Genomic DNA, 19,799 nt, shown 5'->3' with positions numbered 1-19,799 from the left:
TTACTTTATTGCCACTTCCTGTTCTTCGTGAAGAAGGATGCTATCTCTAATTGAATTGAGTAAAGGCAAGTCGACTTTGCAATCCAGACTTTGCCTGTAATGCCGGCGATCTTCATTGTCTATTTCAATTGTTCCAATCCTTTCTTGTTGATCATTATAAATCTGATATTGCTCATTTTTGATTGCCTTTATGTTTAAAAAGCGACCGAAGGCTTTGTTATCAGCAACTTCTATTCTAAACTGTTCCATCGTATTTTGGATTAATGTATTCAGTTTAACAAATCAAATTAAAGATTGTTCCTGAAAAGTAACTGTTTTTGAATTAATTTTGTTGCTTAACTTACTTATAATGATTTTATTAACCCGAACCACTTCTGATAATTCCGACTTTAAGTCATTAGTAATGCTACTCGACAAAGAACTAGCCAACCGCGATGGCGATGATCATGCATTTTATTCCCAGTATAATAAAATAGTAAATATTAAAAATGTTGTAGTTGCTTATGACGATGGCAAACCAGTTGGCTGCGGTGCTTTTAAGCCGTTTGAAGCCAATGCAGTAGAGATAAAAAGAATGTATGTAAATGAAGGTTCCAGAGGCAAGAAAATTGCGAAGCAGATTTTATCAGAGCTTGAGCTGTGGGCAGTTGAAATAGGGTACGATAGTTTTGTTCTGGAAACGGGATTAAAACAACCTGAAGCTATTTCATTGTATAAAAATATGGGATATGAGATTATACCTAACTATGGCCAGTACCAGGGCGTAGAAAACAGTGTTTGTTTTCAAAAACAAGGCTAACCGTTTGCTATTGAAGTCGTGTCTTTTTATATTCAGTAGGGGTCATTCCGTATTTATTCTTAAAAATGGTGGAGAAATAAGTAGGAGAGGATATACCAACCATATAAGTGATTTCGGAAATGGAATACTCTTCGTTGTTTAAATAGTACTTAGCTTTTTTAAGTCGCCTGTTTAGAATATAGTCAGTTATACTACAGTTTAATAAAGCTTTAATTTTACGGTACAACTGAACTCTGGATATACCTATTGCTTTGCTGATGTCATCAACGCTGAAATGTTCATTGCTGAGGTTATGTTCCACAATGCCGGCAAAATCATTTAAGAATTTCTTGTCAATTACATTTGTAGTTGCCTTTTTAGTACCTGATGAGGAGATGTCACTTGTATAATGCTCTTTTAAGATAACCCTGTTCTTAATCAGGTTTTCTACATTTGCTTGCAGGTATTCGAAGTTAAATGGTTTGGTAATGTATACATCTGCCATGCTCTGTATTCCATTTACTTGCTGTTCTATGCTGCCTTGCGCAGTTAATAATATAATTGGAATGTGTGAGGTACGAATATCAGATTTGAGCTGCTGAGTCAGGTTTTTGCCAGACATGCCAGGTACTACTACATCGGTAATGATCAGGTCCGGAATTTTTTCATATGCTTCAGCTAATCCATTCGTACCTGTAGATGCCGTAAATATTTCATAGGCTCCCTCAAATTTGCCCGTTAAATAATCCAGGAGATCCCGATTGTCTTCAATAATTAATATGGATTGATCTTTAATGTGCTCAAATGCACGATCTTTTTCTTTAATTATTGGATGATCATGTTCGGTAGTGTATATTTTTATCTGATCATAAAGCTTTGCACTTTGCTGTTCCTGTGCAACTTTTTCTTCGGGAGTAAGGTGAGTATCTCCTAAAGGCAGTGCTATTGTAAACGTAGTTCCCTGCCACTTTTGGCTGCTTACAGAGATACTGCCTTTGTGTAAAAGAATTAATTCTTTTGAAAGGGATAGCCCCAAACCTGAACCTCTGCTGTAATTTACATCCGATTGATAGAACTGATCAAAAATATGCTTTAGCTCAACATCAGTCATTCCCACTCCGTTATCTTCTACAGCAATATGAACACTGTCTTCAGTTTTGCTTATTGTGATGTATATTCTGCCATTGTCGCTTGTAAATTTTAAAGCATTGCTTAGTAAGTTAAATATCACTTTATCCAGGATATTTACATCAAACCAAACTACACGCGGACTTTCTTTAATCACCAGTCTTAAGTCTATATTTCGTTTTTCAGCACTGTGTTTAAAGCTATCCAGTATCTCTTTTATAAAATCTATTATGTTATTGGCAGTGGCATGCAGCTTGAATTTCTTATGCTCAATTTTCCGATAATCCATCAATTGATTTACTAACCGAAGTAGCCTATACACGTTTTTATTAATTAGCTTAAGATTATTATCGGCGGATACTTTTAACCTTTCATTTTTAAGCAGATCTTCCAGGGGTGATAAGATTAGCGTTAGTGGCGTTCTGAATTCATGAGATATATTGGTGAAAAAATTAAGTTTAGCTTCTGTTGCTGCCTGAGCTTTTTCCGACATTTCGATCAGCTGATTGCGTTGGTTTAAGATCTCAGCATTTTTTTGCTCCAGACTCTTATTAATTTTTCTATTCTCTAACAAAGCGTGAAAGGCGAGCCCCCCGAACACAACCGCTAACACAAGTGTAATCACAATGAAATTCAAGACCAACCTCTGGCTATTATATATCTTGAATTGGTCTGCCAGTAAAGTCTGTTGGCGTTCAATATCATTCTGCTGGCTGTTTATTCTTGCCCATTGAAGTTTCATCAACTGTACGTTGGTACTATCGATAACTACAGTTTGTAGGATATTCTCTTTAGAGAATGATTCTCTGTTCAAGATCCTCACGGCTATATTAATAGCTTCTTTACCCCCGGTAGGGTAAAGTACGCTGGCAGTAAGCGTTTTGTTGCTTACCTGGTTTAGTCCACCACCATTGCCAGGCAAGGCATCCACACCAATAACCTGTATGTGCTTATTCAGGTTAAGTTTTTGAAGTACCCTGCGCGTGCTTGTTGCCATTACATCATTATGCGCAAATATGGCATCAACATTTTTAAGTTTATCCTTGTTTTTAAGCAGTTGAACCTCTGTGTTTTCACCAAGCCAGTCGCCATAAAACTGACCAGTTACTTTAATTTGAGGATGCTTTTTAAGGGCATCGATAAATCCTCTGTCGCGTTCAATGGCAGGAGACGAGCCGGGCAATCCCATTACTTCTACAACATTTCCTGAGCCTTTTAGACTGTTCGCCAGATATTCGCCTGCAATTTTACCAACCTGATAATTCTCTGCACCAACATAAGCGGTATAAAGAGGTGAGGAAGTTTTACGATCGATTACAATTACAGGAATTCCTTTATTATATGTTTCCTCGACGATTTTAGTTAAGGGAAGGGCTTCGTTTGGAGAAATAATAAGCAAATCGATACCTTCCTCGATCATTTGTTTTACCTGGTCTATCTGCTTGCTGCTGCTGTTATTGGCATCCGCGTAATTTAATTTAGTTCCAGGACGTAGCGAAAGCTCGGTTTTCATCTCATCGAGCATTGTTTTTCGCCACAAATCGGATCCAACACATTGCGAAAAGCCTATTTTATACTCCCTTGTTTCCTTTTTATCCGAGCATCCTATTAAAGGTAAAATCAGCCCGAATACAATTACGATCAGCATTGTAATCTGGTATTTAAAAAGACTTTTAAAATTGACTGAATTGCTCATTTGAGTTGGTTGGAAACTAAGTAGTAATCATTAAAGCTATAAATTATATACCTCATTTTAAAATTTCGAACATGCAGCTGCAATAAGCAGTGTAACGAGAGTTAAAGAATTATGTAACCAGATTTAATGTAAGGAAAATTACTTCTTTTATTTATTCTTAACTAACTGATTATCAATTACTTTGTTTGTGTTTGATTTTTTAAAGAATTTGATGTAAGAATCATAACACCTACTTCCGATTTACCTCTAATTTGCAATCATTAACCATTTATAAATCGAACTTCATGAAAAAAAATTCAGTGCTTGCCTGGTCGGTAGTAGTAGCATTAGGCGGCTTTCTTTTTGGTTTTGATACCGCAGTGATATCAGGGGCCGAGAAATCAATTCAACAATATTGGAATCTTTCTGTATTTGAACATGGTCTAACCATTTCAATAGCTTTAATAGGCACAGTGATAGGTTCATTACTTGGTTCAAGACCATCTGATAAGTTCGGCCGTAAAAACACTTTGTATTTTGTTGCGGTAGTTTACTTGTTGTCATCATTAGGAACTGCGTTGGCAGATAATTGGTATGTTTTTCTTGTATTTAGATTTATCGGAGGTTTGGGAGTTGGGACATCTTCAGTAACTGCTCCAATTTATATATCGGAGATTTCGCCGGCCGACAGACGCGGCCGTTTGGTAGGATTGTTCCAGTTTAACGTGGTACTTGGAATTTTGATCTCTTACCTTTCAAATTACCTGATTAGCCAGGGTGGAGAATCATCGTGGCGCTGGATGTTGGGTGTGCAAGCGGTACCGTCTTTAGTTTTCCTGATCCTAATTAAGTTTATTCCTGAAAGTCCACGTTGGCTTATCCTTAAAAAAGGAGCCACTGAAAAGGCATTGGAAATACTGAGGATTATTAATCCGCTGAACTGTGAAGCGGAGTTAGCGGCCATTAAAGGATCAGAAAAGAAACTGGGAGAATCTTCAAAAAACAATGAAAGCTTATTCTCTGGTCAGTATTCGAAACCTGTGATATTTGCGGTGCTGTTTGCCTTTTTTAATCAGGTGTCAGGTATTAATGCCATTATCTATTATGCACCCAGGATTTTTGAAATGGCCGGACTTGGCGCACATTCCTCGCTGTTATCTACAGTTGGAATTGGGCTGATTAATTTTGCTTTTACCTTATTAGCTTTAAATTTTATAGATAAAGTTGGTCGCCGTGTATTGATGTTAATCGGGTCATTTGGCCTTATTGCTTCCTTATTTTTAGTGGCCTTTACATTTTATACCGAGCGTTTTAGTGGCATGGCTATTCCCATCTATATGATGGTGTTTATCGCTTTTTTTGCATTTTCTCAGGGAGCAGTTATTTGGGTGTTTATTTCGGAGATCTTCCCAAATCAGGTGAGGGCCAAGGGGCAAACCTTAGGTAGCTCTACGCACTGGGTAATGGCCGCTCTGGTTGCTTTTTACTTCCCTTATTTTGCCGAAACTTTTGGAGGTGCGGTAACTTTTAGCTTTTTCGGCACCATGATGGTTTTACAATTGTTATTTGTATGGCGCTTTATGCCTGAAACGAAAGGGAAATCATTGGAGAGCATCGGCGACAATATTGTTTTACATTAAATTCTAAACCATGAAACAAGAAACATCTTTAACAGCAGAAGCAGTGTGCTATGGAGAAATACTTTGGGACGTTTTGCCTGATGGTCCTCAGCCGGGTGGTGCACCTTTAAATGTTGCTTATCACCTCAATAAATTGGGTATGGCATCTGGCTTGATTAGCAGAATTGGTGATGACAACAATGGGCATAAGTTGGAAGAATTGATGAGCAATTGGGGGATTAATAAGAGCTTCCTGCAAACTGATAAAGAGCACGCTACCAGTGAAGTACTTGCTAGAATGAACAATGGAAATGAGGTAACTTATGAGATCGTTTTTCCGGTTGCCTGGGATTTTATTGATGAAGCAAATAAGTTAAAGGAACAAATAAAGCCATCAAAATATTTCGTTTATGGTAGTCTTGCTTCGAGAAATGATATCTCCAGAAATACACTAATCGAATTGTTGGATACTGACGCAATAAAAGTTTTTGATATCAATATTCGTCCGCCTTTTATTAATCATTCATTGTTAGAAATTCTATTAACTAAAGCAGACATTGTGAAGTTTAATGAATCGGAGCTTAGTATGGTTCAAACCATGTTTAGTGGTTCATTTGAAGGAGAACCACAGATGGTTAAGTTTATTCAAAACCGTTTTAATGTTCCCGAAATCGTTGTTACTAAAGGAGAGTTTGGTGCATCGTATTACAAGGATGATGAGGCACATCATATTTGGGGAAACGAGATAAAAGTAACTGATACGATTGGTAGTGGTGATTCTTTTCTGGCTGCTTTTATTGCCAGTCATTACCTTAAAGATCAACCTAAAGATATATTAATGAAAGCAATAGCCATGGGCGGGTTTATTGCAACCAAAAAAGGAGGCTGTCCTCAGTATGATATTGCAGAGTATATTCAGTTCAGAGATCAAATATTTAAACCTAAATAACCTAAACAACAACCAAATATTTAAACCATAACCAAATAAATCATGAGAAAATTTTTCTTGCTATGCAGCTTGCTGCTCATAGCGATAAGCGCGAGCTTTGGGCAAACCAGAGTCATTAGCGGAAAGGTAACTGATGGAGAATCAGTGCCTCTAGAGGCGGTGACAGTAGCAATTCCAGGCACTAAAACCACCGTGCTTACTGATCAGAATGGGAATTTCAAGATCAACGCAGAGAATGGACAAACCATAAAGTTTATTTATATGGGCGCGGATCCATATAGTTATACGGTTACTGCCGACGCTCAAAATATTCAGATCAAACTTAATGTTGCAAGTACCAGTTTGAATCAGGTAGTAGTAACCGGATACCAGAAGGAACGCAAGAAGGATATTACCGGGGCCGTAAATGTTGTAGACGTGAAAGGCATTAAGGATATACCAGTTGGGAATCCTGTTAAGTCTCTTCAAGGACGGGTGCCGGGAGTTTTTATTACTACAGATGGTTCTCCATCAGGCGGTGCTACTGTGAGGATTAGAGGTATCGGAACCTTAGGTAACAATGATCCACTTTATGTAATAGACGGTGTACCATCAAAGAGGGGTTTACAGGAATTAAATCCTAATGATATTGAATCTATTCAGGTTTTAAAAGATGCTTCTTCATCTACAATTTATGGTTCAAGAGCTGCAAATGGGGTAATCATTATCACTACTAAGAAAGCCAGAGCCGGATATTCAAAAATTGACGTAAATGTTTCTGCTTCTATTCAGAACTATGCTACAAAATTAAAAACCCTGGATGCAGAAGGCAGAGGCAGGGCTTACTGGCAGGCAGCCGTTAATGATAAAGCGGATCCGAATAAGCATCAGATCTATCAGTTTGACTGGAATAATGATGTGAATAACCCAGTTTTAAATAAAGTTATTTATCCTGAATTTATTGATAACGCCAAGACCATGAGGCCTGCCAATACAGATTGGTTTGATGCCATCTCCCAAAATTCAATTATTCAATCATATGATGTTGCCTTGAGCAATGGTAACGAAAAAGGGAATACCATGTTTTCTTTAGGCTATTACCAAAACAAGGGAATTGTAAAGTCTTCTAAAAACGACAAGTTTACAGCCAGATTAAACACCGACTTTAATTTTTTAAATTCCAAGCTTAAAATAGGAGAAAATCTTACCGCCAGTTACATTAAAAATGCACTTACCCCAGTTAGTGATATTCTGTTTGCATCCCTTGTACAGCAGCCAATTGTGCCGATACACACTGTAGATGGTGGGTGGGGTGGTCCTGCTTCGGGGATGACTGACAGACAGAACCCTGTGAGATTGATAGAAGATAACGGACAAAATTCAAGCAGTTTCTATCGTATTATGGGAAATGTATATGCTGATTATAGTATTATCCCTGGATTAAACTTACGTACAAGCCTGGGCGTAGATTATAATGGAACTTACCAAAGGACATTGCGTAAATCATACATCTCCGGATTTTTAGCAGATCCGTCTAATCAGGTTACCAATTCACAAAATTACGATGGTAACATAGTTTGGCAAAACACGCTGAACTACAAACTAACCAGTAATAAACATCAGGTAGAATTTTTGCTTGGTCATGAGCAAATTAAGAACATCAATCAATCATTCCTTGCCAGCAGGCAAGGCCTAGCCTTAGAAACTATTGATTATGCCTACCTGGGCGCTGCAACAGGTAATACCTTAAATGAGGGAATAGGATCCGGAAATGCGCTACTCTCTTATTTTGGAAAAGTAAACTATGTTTTTAATGACAGATATATTGTATCAGCTACCGTAAGGAGAGATGGTTCTTCGCGTTTCGGACAAGATAACCGCTATGGTACATTCCCCGCATTTTCTGCAGGATGGCGCGTAAGTGAGGAAGAGTTTATGAAAGAACTTCCATTTATTTCTGATTTAAAACTCAGATATGGCTGGGGTAAATCTGGTAATCAGGAAATTCCGAATAATGCTAACAGAGCGCTATATGCCGCTATATACGGTATGGATCCGACATGGGATTTTGATGCAGGAAGTGCATATGATATTACAGGCAGTGGTTCCGGACAGTTGCCGTCAGGTTTTACTTCAATACAAAGGGGGAATAATGCCCTGAAATGGGAATCTTTACAGGAATCTAATTTCGGTTTAGATTTTGGCTTGTTAAACAACAAAATCACAGGTTCATTTGATTATTTTGTTAAAAATACCTCCGATATTTTAATTAAACCGGCTTATCTGGCTGTTTTGGGTGATGGAGGTAGTAAATACATCAATGGGGCTTCGATGCGTAACAAAGGATTTGATGCCTTACTGTCTTACGATAACAAGTTTTCTGATGATTTTTCAATGAATCTGACGGGGAATTTTTCATTGTACCGAAATGAGGTTACTTATTTACCAGAGGATGTTTTAGCTTCTTACCCAGGTAACGGAACCGATAAAACTGTTTTGAACAGACCAATTAATTCATTCTTTGGGTATATAGCCGATGGCTTGTTTCAAAATGCAGACGAAGTAAATTCTTCAGCGGCTCAGCCCGGTAAAGGAATTGGCCGGATCAGATATAAAGATCTAAACGGAGATAATGTTATAGATGATAAGGACAGAGATTTTATAGGTAATGCAAGTCCTAAGTTCACCTGTGGGCTAAACGCTTCTTTTACATACAAAGACTTTGATCTTAGCTTCTTTGTACAGGCAATTAGTATCAAAGTAACAAATGAATTTAAGACCTATACTGATTTTTCATCCTTGTGGACGGGAACAAACTGGGGCCAAAGAACTCTTGAGGGATGGACTCCATCTAACCCAACCTCAACCATTCCTGCGCTTACCTTAATTGATAATAATAACGAAGGTAGGTCATCAACCTATTTTATTGAGGACGGTTCTTATGTAAAATTAAGAAACTTACAGCTGGGCTATAACCTTAAACGGGTGTTTAAGTCGAGAATTCAGAATGCCCGTGTATTTATACAGGGAAGTAATTTATTTACGATTAAGAGTAAGTCGTTTACCGGTACCGATCCGGAAACTCCAAATTATGGATTTCCAGTGCCTGTAATAGGAACTATTGGCCTGAACATTACATTGTAACCTAAAAATAACAGAACATGAAAAGATTATTATATACACTAGCGGTTCTTGGTGTCCTTCTTACGTCTTGTAAAAAGGTACTTGACGAACCAGCACAGGGAGTTGCTTCTGGTGAAGAACTAAATACTCCCGAAAATGTTGACAAGATGGTAATTGCAGCTTACTCATCTCTAGGTAACGACCATTATACCTCACCTTATTCGAGCATGTGGCCATACGGCAGTGTTAGAGGTGGAGATACTTATAAAGGAGGAGATGGACCTGGAGATTTGTCTGAATTCCATCTTTTTGAAACCTTTGTTACAAATCGGGTAGATAATGGCTTGTTAGATCAGTTGTGGTTTAGACTTTATGTGGGTGTTGGAAGGGTTAATGATGCCTTAAAAAGAGTAAATGCTTTGTCTGACGCGGATTATCCTAAAAAAGCAGAAAGGCAAGGAGAACTAAAATTCTTAAGGGGGCACTATTACTTCCTGCTTAAAATCCTTTTTAAATATGTACCGTTTATTGATGAAACGCTTGTAAAAGAAGATTATCCAACTGTTTCTAACAAGGCATTAAGTAATGAAGAGTTGTGGGACAAGATTGCATCAGACTTCAAAGATGCAGCTGCTGTACTTCCACCGGATCAAAGTGATAAAGGTCGGCCAAATAAATTTACTGCAAAGGCTTATCTAGCTAAAGCGCTTTTATATCAGGCGTATATTCAGGACGAAAGCAATACAGTAACTTCCATAAGCACTGAAAAATTAACAGAAGTTAATGCTCTATGTGATGAGGTAATTGCATCGGGCAGATATCATTTAAGTGATGATTTTGCTAATAATTTTTTGTCTACAACTGAAAACGGACCAGAGTCTGTGTTTGCTATTCAGTATTCGAAAGATGATGGAACACCTAAAGGAAGACTTGATTACGGACACGCACTTAACTACCCAATGAACCAGGATTATGGCTGCTGCGGATTCAATGTACCTAGCCATGATTTGATTAACTCATTTAAAACTGATGCAAATGGTTTACCAATGTTTGGTACCTACAACGATGTTGATGTTGCGGCGTCACTTGATTTTCAGACCAGCACTTTTGATCCTCGTTTAGACCATACAGTTGCTAAACCGGGAGCTCCTTTTAAGTATAAAACAGATTTTATTTTTGAACGGTTTTGGGCAAGAGCCCCTGCAGTTTATGATGCATTCGCAAGTTTAAAAGAAGCGGTATTGCCTGGTGATGCTTCTTTTCAGAAAATTCCGCCATTTATGTCGAGCGCTAAAAACTGGGAGATTATCCGTTATTCAGATGTACTTCTTTGGAAAGCTGAAGCTCTTATTGAACTTGGTAGACAGGATGAGGCTTATCCGTTGATAAATCAGGTAAGAGACCGTTCATCAAAAAGTAAAGCGCTTCTTAAACTTGCAAATGGAAATCCAACCTCAAACTATAATGTTCAGTTATACCAGCCGGGCATAAACTGTACCTGGACTCAGGAATATGCCAGAAAGGCGCTTCGCTTTGAAAGGAGGATTGAATTTGCAACTGAAGGCTATCATTTCTTTGACCTGGTACGCTGGGGTGTAGCAGCGCAAACGATGAATGCTTATTTTAACTTAGAAAAATCAAGAGCCAACCATTTGGCCAATGCTAAATTTACAGCCGCGAGAGATGAATATTTTCCAATTCCATTAAATCAGGTTAATTTTAGTAAGGGCTTATACCAACAAAATAAGGGCTGGTAGTGGATTTAAAATATTATAATTACATAAACATACAATTCAACCTAAATAACTAAACGATGAAATCAATTTTAAAAGCCATACTTACCACGGGGCTAATGTTGTACTGTAGTGCCTCAATTTTTGCAGCAGATATTTCTATTAAGATCACTAAGAAATACCTCAACTTACCTATATCTCAACGCCAGGATAGGGGAACAATGAAGTTTGAAATAGGAGGTAAACTGGAGCGTTCATTTAAGATCAGACTGGCACCGGGCGAACCTGAATATTGGGTTTTTACAGATGTATCGTCCTTTAAAGGTAAAACCATTAAAATAAGTTATGATGGGGATGGAGCAGGACTTAGCAAAATTTATCAGGACGATAAGATTGCTGGTCAGGATTCTTTGTACCATGAGAAAAATCGCCCTCAGTTTCACTTTTCAACAAGAAGAGGATGGATTAATGACCCAAATGGACTAATATTTTACGAAGGTGAATACCATCTTTTTTATCAGCATAACCCTTATGAAAGAGAATGGGAAAATATGTCATGGGGGCATGCAGTAAGTAAAGATCTTGTACATTGGGATGAGCTTTCAGTAGCCTTACACCCCGATAATTTAGGAACCATGTTTTCAGGCTCTGCTGTGATTGACTATGACAACACCGCCGGATTCAACAAAGGGAATACTCCTGCAATGGTTGCTTTATATACAGCTGATAATTCAGACAGAGAGATTCAATGTGTTGCTTACAGCTTGGATAAAGGACGTACCTGGTCTAAGTATGAAAAGAATCCTGTTATAGATTCTAAAGAAAAATGGAATAGCAGAGATACCCGTGATCCTAAGGTTTTCTGGTACAAGCCAGGTAAACATTGGGTAATGGTACTAAACGAACGTGACGGACACTCTATTTACACTTCAAAAAATTTAAAAGAATGGAACTTCGAAAGCCATGTCACCGGATTTTGGGAATGTCCTGAACTTTTTGAGTTACCTATTGATGGTAATAAGGATAAAACCAAGTGGGTAATGTATGGTGCATCTGGTACCTATATGATTGGTTCATTTGATGGAAAAACCTTTACGCCTGAAGCAGGTAAATATTTTTATTCCACAGGGTCGATATATGCTGCCCAAACCTATACCAACATTCCGGAAAGTGATGGCAGACGTATCCAGATAGGATGGGGAAGAATAGCTCAACCCGATATGCCTTTTAACAACATGATGCTGTTGCCTACTGAATTAAAACTTAACTCAACTAAAAACGGGGTAAGGGTATTTAGTATGCCTATAAAAGAAACTGAACAATTGTTTGACCGCACAAATCAATGGGCTGATTTAAAATCTGATGATGCAAATCAGAAGCTTAAGGAATTCGATAGCGCTGATAAAATACGCATTAAAACCACCTTTAAGCTTTCGCATGCAACTAGTGCCGGGTTTAATTTATTTGGTCAGCGCATCATTGATTATGATATGAACAATAATACAATTAATGGAGTTTTTTATTCGCCTGACGATATGACAAGCATGGAATTGACAGCCGATATCTATATAGACAAGACCTCTATAGAGGTGTTTATTGATGGAGGTGCTTACTCTTATTCAATGGAAAGAAAACCGGTTACTGATAATAAAGAGGGTTTCCATTTCTGGGGGAACAATATTGATGTTAAAAATCTGGAAGTGTATTCAGCTAAGTCTATCTGGAAATAGTTTAGTGCATCATGCTATAATCATGCTATAGCACACGTCGTCATCTCGAACGAATGTGAGAGATGACGACTGCTTTAACGAGAGACGACTGCATTAAGAGGGTAGCTTTAAGACGACTTCAGAATTAGTTGCAGTTTTTTAAATCTTCTGCTATTTGCTCTGGAGTATACATTCCTTGTTTATTACCGTATGTGTTGGTTATGTAAACAACTATTTGAGCAATATCTATGTTTGCCAGGGTAGCAAAATCAGGCATTTTTCCATCATATTTTTTGCCATTTACAGTAATCGGGCCTGATGCGCCATTCTTAACGAAACAAGCTATTTTTTGTTTGTTTTCCTTTAGAAAAACAGTGTCTGAAAGAGGCGGAGCCAAAGCATTTAATCCTTCTCCTTTTGAGCCATGGCAGTTTTGACAATGCTTAATGTAAAGATCACGGCCGTTTGCATAGTAAATGTCCTGCTTTAGTTGCTCCGAGCTCTGACAAGAATAGACCATTGTAGCAATTGTGATCGAAAATAATGTGCCTAATATTAATTTACGCATGGTTACTTCTTATCTTCTGCTAGTAAAACCGGGATATCTTTGGTAAGCTGCGCAACCTGCTCCGGGTTAGTTCCGTCATAAGCACCACGTATACGTTTTTGTTTGTCAATTAAGATTAGCCAGCCCTGATGCACATATCCTTCTTTAGCAGTGCTGTCTTCAATTACTGCAACCAGATAATCCTTTTCAGCAATCTTGTAGATGCTGTCTTTTGAACCATAAGCAAACTGCCATTTTGGACCGTCTACATCTAGCTTTTGCGCATATTTCTTTAACACTGAAGGGTGGTCGTATTTAAAATCAATGGTGTGCGAAAGAAACATTACATCAGGATTGTCTTTGTATTTGTCAAATATGGTTTTCATGTTGCGGTGCATGGTAGGACATATTGTTGTACATGAAGTGAAGAAGAAATCAGCAATGTAAATTTTATCCTTAAAAGTATCGTTGTTAATGAGGGTGCTGTCCTGATTTAAGAAGCTAAATGCAGGTATAGTTTTGTATACCGTATCAACGCTTGCTGATCCATCTGCATTTTTAACTGTTGCTGCTTCTCTGGGGCCTAAAATAGGAAGCTTTTTTTGGTCCTGACAAGAGGCCAGAAACACTACAGTGCCAAATAAAAATGCGGATAAAATGGATCGGTTAAATTTCATAATAATGCTTTTAGAATGTTGCAAAGGTACACTACTCAAAAAATAATATGTAATGTGTGGGTAATAAAATGTAAGTTTGCAGCTTATAAGTTCTTTACTTTAATTCTTCATCAACCGGAGAGGTTTTACTTAACTGTAGATTAATAGGGAATCGTGTGTAAATCACGAACTGTCGCGCAACTGTAAGTAACACATAGGTTTTTACCCTTAGAATATCCACTGTTCCAGTCATGGAATGGGAAGGATGGTAAAAATGTTACAAGTCAGGAGACCTGCCTTCACCGAATTGACAATGCTTTCGCGATTTGAAGCACAAGTCAGGTATGATGTATTGACGTCCGTCATATCTACGGTAGGAGATATCCCTTGTTTATGTCAAGAGAGATCTCTCTGCGTGCGAGATGGCGGCACCTTGAGTACATCTTTTCCTTTCTTAATCTTCTTTATTTCTATAGCATTGCGAAGTTCAGCAAAGGGCTTTTAACTGATTTTTTCAATTAAATGCAAGAAAAATGCTAACAAACAATCTAGGCTATCCGCGAATTGGTAGCAACAGAGAACTCAAAAAAGCCTGCGAGCAGTATTGGTCGGGCAAAACAACAATTCAGAACCTGGTGCAGGTTGGGAGAAACATCCGCCAGCAAAATTGGGAATTACAAAAGCACGCGGGTATTGATTTAATTCCCAGTAATGACTTTTCATTCTATGATCAGGTATTAGATCTTTCGTTAACGGTTGGAGCAATTCCTAAGCGTTATCATGAGGTAATTTTAAATAAAGGCAATTCAGAATTGGACCTTTATTTTGCAATGGCCAGAGGGCATCAGAAAGATGATCTGGATATTACAGCCATGGAAATGACCAAATGGTTTGATACCAACTACCATTATATTGTTCCTGAATTTGTAAAGGATCAGCAATTTAAGCTGTTTTCTACTAAAATATTAGATGAATACAATGAGAGTAAAAGATTAGGCATTAAAACCAAACCTGTAATTATTGGTCCGGTTACTTACCTTTTGCTTGGTAAAGAAAAGGAAGCTGGGTTTGACAGGATAGACCTTATTAGAAATCTGCTTCCGGTATATATCGATATTTTAAAGAAACTAGAAGAGCAACATGTTGAATGGGTACAGTTTGATGAGCCTTTTCTCTCTTTAGATTTAACAGATAAAGATAAAGCAGCCTATAAATATGTTTATGCGGAAATAAAAAAGCAATTCCCTAATCTTAAAACATTGCTTACTACCTATTTTGAAGCTTTAAAAGACAATACGGATTTAGCAACATCCTTACCGGTTACTGCACTGCATATTGATCTTGTGCGTAATCCGGAGCAATTGCAGCCTGTTTTGGATGCTATTCCTTCTAATTTAGTTTTATCAGTTGGTGTTGTTGATGGAAGAAACATCTGGAAAAATGATTTTAAAGCTTCATTAGCTCTAATTGAAACTGCACAAGCCGATGTTGGTGTTAGAAGATTAATAATAAGTTCATCTTGTTCGCTTATACATTCTCCATGTGATCTTGAACTGGAAACAAATGAATCTGTTTTAACTCCAGAGATTAAGCAATGGCTTTCGTTTGCTAAGCAAAAGGTAGATGAAATTGTCACTTTAAAACAATTGGTTAATGGAGAAGATGCGGCAGCCGAAAAACTGGCGGAGAATATTAATGCGAATGAAAACCGCAAAACTTCTTCCTTAATCCATAATCAGGCCGTAAAACAAAGAGTTGCTGGTATAACTACTAAAGATGAAAATCGAGAAAATGTTTTCGCAATTCGTAGAGAAGCACAACATAAAGCATTAAAGCTTCCTTTGTTCCCAACAACGACGATAGGGTCATTTCCGCAAACACTTGAGGTAAGAAGCTGGAGAGCTAAATATAAAAAGGGCGACTTGACACTTGCAGAATACGATGCGTTAATCGAAAAGGAAACCGAAGAAACGATTCGTTTTCAGGAAGAGTCCGGTATTGATGTTTTAGTACACGGTGAATTTGAACGTAATGACATGGTTGAGTACTTTGGTGAACAACTTGCAGGTTTTACTTTTACTAAAAATGGCTGGGTACAGAGTTACGGTAGTAGGTGCGTAAAACCACCAGTTATCTATGGTGACGTACATCGCCCTAAGTCAATGACTGTTAGGTGGTCAGCATATGCTCAATCACTTAGCGAAAAATGGGTTAAAGGAATGCTTACCGGTCCGGTAACTATTTTGCAATGGTCGTTTGTTAGAAATGATCAGCCAAGGTCAGAAACCTGTACACAGATTGCGCTTGCAATTAGAGACGAGGTTGTGGATCTTGAAAAGGCAGGTATTAAGATTATCCAGATCGATGAGCCGGCTATTCGTGAGGGCTTGCCATTGCGTAAGGCTGATTGGCAAAGCTATCTTCATTGGGCAGTAAGGGCATTCCGCATCTCAGCAAGTGGAGTTGAAGATGAAACTCAGATTCACACACATATGTGCTACTCCGAATTCAATGACATCATTCAGAACATTGCAGATATGGATGCTGATGTAATTACGATAGAATGTTCAAGATCACAGATGGAATTATTAGATGCCTTTGCTGATTTTAAATATCCTAATGAAATTGGCCCGGGTGTTTATGACATTCACTCGCCAAGGGTTCCGAGCAAAGAAGAGATGGTTTTACTACTTGAAAAGGCCAAATCTGTTATTCCGGCAGCCCAACTTTGGGTGAATCCTGACTGCGGTTTAAAGACCCGCCATTGGGATGAAACAAAAAAAGCTTTAATAGAAATGGTCGCAGCTGCAAAAGTACTGCGGGAATATGTGGAAGAAGCCGTAACTTTGTAAAAAAAAGAGGCAGGTTTTATGCCTGCCCCTTTTACAGAATTACATAAACATAAATGAGAATAAGGAAAAATGCGGTGATTACCGCGGTTGGGGGTTATGTTCCGGACACTATTTTAAGTAACCATGACCTTGAAAAGATGGTAGATACCAATAACGAGTGGATTGTTGCCAGAACCGGGATAAAGGAGAGAAGAATAGTAAATGATCCAAATATTGCTACATCGGACATGGCTACTTATGCCTTGAATAGATTGATGGAAGAAGGAAATGTAGATCCAGATGAAATTGATTGTGTAATTGTCTCTACCTCAACACCCGATTACGTAATGGTATCGACCGGGAGTATGGTTTGTGAAAAGGCAGGTCTAAGAAATGCATGGGGTATTGATACTAACGCAGCTTGTAGTGGTTTTTTATATGCGCTAACGCTTGGTGCAAGTATGATTGAAAGTGGTCGTTGTAAAAAAGTAGTTGTTATTGGTGCTGATAAAAATAGTTCGATAATAAACTATGCCGATCGTAATACTTGCATTCTTTTCGGAGACGGCGCCGGAGCAGTTTTATTAGAGCAAACTGAAGAACCTGTAGGTTTAATGGATAGCTATTTTAGAACTGACGGTAGTGGTAAGGAAAATCTGATTGTTACCGCAGGAGGATCTAAATTCCCTGCATCTCAACAAACACTTGATGATAAGTTACATTACGTGCGTCAGGATGGTCGCGTTGTATTTAAAGCGGCAATTCAGGGTATGACAGATACTTGTAACAAGGTTTTAAAATCTAACGATCTTGAGAGTTCACAAATCAATTATCTTATCCCTCACCAGGCTAATTTAAGAATTATCCAATCTGTGGGTGATTATCTTGGGTTATCGGAAGATCAGGTTAAGGTTAATATTGATAGATATGGTAACACAACCGCAGCAACCATTCCTTTGTGTTTATGGGACTTTAAAGATGATTTCAAGTATGGCGACAAATTGATGTTAACCGCATTTGGTGCTGGTTTTTCATGGGGCGCTACTTATTTGAAATGGGGTAACCTAAGAAATAAACAATCAATTTAATGACATTAGAAGATAAAATTACGGCTTCGGAGACTAGAATTTTTAAAGCCGTTTTTCCAAATACAACCAATCATTACGATACATTATTTGGTGGTACTGCTATGCACATGATGGATGAGGTAGCTTTTATTACCGCTACCCGTTTTAGCAGACAAATTATGGTAACTGTAAGTAGTGATAGGATAGATTTTAAGAAACCAATTCCTGCAGGCACAATTGTGGAATTGGTGGGGAGGGTAAATCATATCGGTAATACAAGCCTTAAAGTTAGTGTAGAGATTTTTATTGAACAGATGTATTCTGAGCATAGAGAAAGAGCAGTAACCGGAGAGTTTTCGTTTGTAGCGATCGACGAGAATAAAAAACCAACCTCAATATTAAAGTAGGTAAATGAATCGTCATTTATGATGCTTACATTTGTCGCATAATGCTATTAAAACCCATAACCATATTACTTTTGTTTAGTTTGCTTAGTGCAAATTGCTCGAATTTATTTGTGTTTATGGGTTTTGAAGTAAATCAGAAATATATTGCTGCCGAACTCTGTGAAAATAGAGACAAACCTCAAATGCATTGTAATGGCAAGTGCTATTTAATGAAGAAATTAAAACAAGCACAAGATAAAGAGCAAAAGCAAGAGAGGCAGTCGCAGAAAACACAGATACAAGATGCTTTAATTGTTAAGCCTCTGGTTTTTAGGCAATATTCATTAGCGGAAATCAAATTTCATATTCCTTTTTCTACCGGAATACCGCAAAGTATTAAAAATTCTATATTTCATCCGCCACAGATAAAGGGGTAAGACAAATAGTACAGATATGTGTTAGGAAGATCAACTGTGCTGTTTTGAGGTTTTTAGGGTAGTTATAAATTTTTAATATTTAGAAATGAAGAAAATAATTTTTGTCGCTTTTATAGCGCTAATAACTGTTGCATGCACGCAGCAAAAGAACGGTACAACAGATTACAAAGCTGTTCGTGATGAAGTAATGAAGTTTCATGATGTGGTAATGGGTGATCATAGTGCACTTGTTGGAAATCAAATGAAATTAGATACTTTGTTGAAGAACCTTAGTGGGTTAAAAATCAAATTTCCTGATCTCGATACCTTAAAGGAAAAACAAGCCATATTAGCAATGGTAAATGATTTAAGTAAGGCTGAAGATCAGATGAACGATTGGATGCACAAATTTGAGCCTGATGTAACTGGCAAATCAAATGAAGTTGCAGTTCAGTATTTTCAAGATGAAAAGAAGAAAATAGAGGTTATTGATAGCTTGTATAAGCAGGAAATTAAATTGTCTGATGATTACCTACGTAAATTTAAGAAGTAATGAGGAATTTGCTTTTTGGGGCTCTAATGATTAGCCTTTTTGCTTTAGGCTGTAAGAATGAGACTAAACGACTACCTTTCTTACAAATGGAAATTTCCGAAAAGGTGGTTGATGGAAAAACTGTTGCCGATACGGCATTTAGAACTATTCCATCATTTAAGTTATTGAACCAGGACAGTGCTGTTGTAACTCAAAAGGATTTCGATGGAACAATTTACGTTGCCGATTTCTTTTTTACCTCTTGCCCTACAATCTGTCCTATTATGCACCGTAATCTGTTTAAGATTTATAAGAAGTATGAAGGAAATCCGGAAGTAAAACTTGCTTCCCATACTATCGACGTAAAGTATGATACCCCTTCAAGAATGAAAGCCTACGCTGATAAACTTGGAGTTAAGGGAACGCAATGGGAATATTTATGGGGATCGAGGGACGAAATCTATACCCTTGCTGAACGCAATTATCTGGCAGCTGCGCAAGAAGATAAAGCCGCTCCAGGTGGTTTTGTTCACGGAGGATATTTGACACTTGTGGATAAAGAGAAACGCATAAGAGGTGTTTACGACGGCACTGATGATGCAGATGTAAAGAAGTTACTGGGAGACATGGACACGTTATTGGCAGAATATAAAAAATAGAAAACCTTCTAA

At 37.8% G+C, this 19,799-nt stretch carries 16 protein-coding genes and 1 riboswitch; of the genes, 12 read left to right on the top strand and 4 right to left on the bottom strand.

Going from position 1 to position 19,799, the window contains the following annotated elements; all coding sequences use genetic code 11:
• The gene (locus AC6CH7_RS25125; RefSeq protein ID WP_498265333.1) at positions 1-249 is read right to left on the bottom strand and encodes a hypothetical protein; all 249 of its coding nucleotides are present in this window, start codon (positions 247-249) and stop codon (positions 1-3) included.
• A gap of 100 nt (positions 250-349) precedes the next feature.
• On the opposite strand from AC6CH7_RS25125, the gene AC6CH7_RS25120 reads away from it, so the two are divergent.
• Positions 350-799 (top strand): GNAT family N-acetyltransferase, encoded by a 450-nt coding sequence (locus AC6CH7_RS25120; RefSeq protein ID WP_498265332.1) that lies wholly within the window; start codon positions 350-352, stop codon positions 797-799.
• 7 nt (positions 800-806) lie between these two features.
• On the opposite strand, the gene AC6CH7_RS25115 is transcribed toward AC6CH7_RS25120, so the two are convergent.
• Positions 807-3,602, bottom strand: coding sequence for a hybrid sensor histidine kinase/response regulator transcription factor (locus tag AC6CH7_RS25115; RefSeq protein ID WP_498265331.1), 2,796 nt, complete (start codon positions 3,600-3,602; stop codon positions 807-809).
• 251 nt (positions 3,603-3,853) lie between these two features.
• On the opposite strand from AC6CH7_RS25115, the gene AC6CH7_RS25110 reads away from it, so the two are divergent.
• The 5 genes from AC6CH7_RS25110 to AC6CH7_RS25090 are packed head-to-tail and all read left to right on the top strand — an operon-like array spanning position 3,854 to position 12,714.
• Positions 3,854-5,221: a sugar porter family MFS transporter gene (locus tag AC6CH7_RS25110; RefSeq protein WP_498265330.1), complete on the top strand. Its 1,368-nt coding sequence runs from the start codon at positions 3,854-3,856 to the stop codon at positions 5,219-5,221.
• A 10-nt stretch (positions 5,222-5,231) separates the two neighbouring features.
• Positions 5,232-6,149, top strand: coding sequence for a PfkB family carbohydrate kinase (locus tag AC6CH7_RS25105; protein ID WP_498265329.1), 918 nt, complete (start codon positions 5,232-5,234; stop codon positions 6,147-6,149).
• A 42-nt stretch (positions 6,150-6,191) separates the two neighbouring features.
• The gene (locus AC6CH7_RS25100) at positions 6,192-9,272 is read left to right on the top strand and encodes a SusC/RagA family TonB-linked outer membrane protein (protein WP_498265328.1); all 3,081 of its coding nucleotides are present in this window, start codon (positions 6,192-6,194) and stop codon (positions 9,270-9,272) included.
• Between the two features lie 17 nt (positions 9,273-9,289).
• Positions 9,290-11,008, top strand: a complete 1,719-nt coding sequence (locus AC6CH7_RS25095) for a RagB/SusD family nutrient uptake outer membrane protein (RefSeq protein WP_498265327.1) — start codon at positions 9,290-9,292, stop codon at positions 11,006-11,008.
• A 56-nt stretch (positions 11,009-11,064) separates the two neighbouring features.
• The gene (locus AC6CH7_RS25090) at positions 11,065-12,714 is read left to right on the top strand and encodes a glycoside hydrolase family 32 protein (protein ID WP_498265326.1); all 1,650 of its coding nucleotides are present in this window, start codon (positions 11,065-11,067) and stop codon (positions 12,712-12,714) included.
• Positions 12,715-12,838: 124 nt separating this feature from the next.
• Here the strand turns inward: AC6CH7_RS25090 and AC6CH7_RS25085 are convergent, their stop codons facing one another.
• Together AC6CH7_RS25085 and AC6CH7_RS25080 are read right to left on the bottom strand one after the other, a co-directional pair.
• Entirely contained in the window at positions 12,839-13,261 is a 423-nt protein-coding gene (locus AC6CH7_RS25085) for a c-type cytochrome (RefSeq protein WP_498265325.1), read from the bottom strand.
• Positions 13,262-13,263: 2 nt separating this feature from the next.
• Entirely contained in the window at positions 13,264-13,917 is a 654-nt protein-coding gene (locus tag AC6CH7_RS25080; protein ID WP_498265324.1) for an SCO family protein, read from the bottom strand.
• Between the two features lie 103 nt (positions 13,918-14,020).
• A riboswitch (cobalamin riboswitch) is annotated at positions 14,021-14,211 on the top strand.
• A gap of 218 nt (positions 14,212-14,429) precedes the next feature.
• Here AC6CH7_RS25080 and metE point away from each other — a divergent pair.
• From metE to AC6CH7_RS25050, 6 genes are all read left to right on the top strand, one after another.
• On the top strand, positions 14,430-16,748 hold the full coding sequence (gene metE / locus AC6CH7_RS25075) for a 5-methyltetrahydropteroyltriglutamate--homocysteine S-methyltransferase (protein WP_498265323.1): 2,319 nt from the start codon (positions 14,430-14,432) through the stop codon (positions 16,746-16,748).
• Positions 16,749-16,801: 53 nt separating this feature from the next.
• Entirely contained in the window at positions 16,802-17,815 is a 1,014-nt protein-coding gene (locus AC6CH7_RS25070) for a beta-ketoacyl-ACP synthase III (protein ID WP_498265322.1), read from the top strand.
• Positions 17,815-18,201, top strand: coding sequence for an acyl-CoA thioesterase (locus AC6CH7_RS25065; RefSeq protein WP_498265321.1), 387 nt, complete (start codon positions 17,815-17,817; stop codon positions 18,199-18,201). The genes AC6CH7_RS25070 and AC6CH7_RS25065 overlap by 1 nt, the downstream gene beginning before the upstream one ends.
• 116 nt (positions 18,202-18,317) lie before the next feature.
• Complete coding sequence (locus tag AC6CH7_RS25060; RefSeq protein ID WP_498265320.1) at positions 18,318-18,617, top strand: hypothetical protein; 300 nt, start codon at positions 18,318-18,320, stop codon at positions 18,615-18,617.
• Between the two features lie 85 nt (positions 18,618-18,702).
• A complete protein-coding gene (locus AC6CH7_RS25055) occupies positions 18,703-19,149 on the top strand; it encodes a hypothetical protein (RefSeq protein ID WP_498265319.1) in 447 nt (148 codons plus the stop codon).
• Positions 19,149-19,787, top strand: coding sequence for an SCO family protein (locus tag AC6CH7_RS25050; RefSeq protein ID WP_498265318.1), 639 nt, complete (start codon positions 19,149-19,151; stop codon positions 19,785-19,787). The genes AC6CH7_RS25055 and AC6CH7_RS25050 overlap by 1 nt, the downstream gene beginning before the upstream one ends.
• Positions 19,788-19,799 lie beyond the last annotated feature (12 nt).

Source organism: Pedobacter sp. GQ55 (assembly GCF_059758925.1).
Note: the sequence above shows the minus strand (reverse complement) of the source record. Positions and strands in the feature narration are given on the sequence as shown.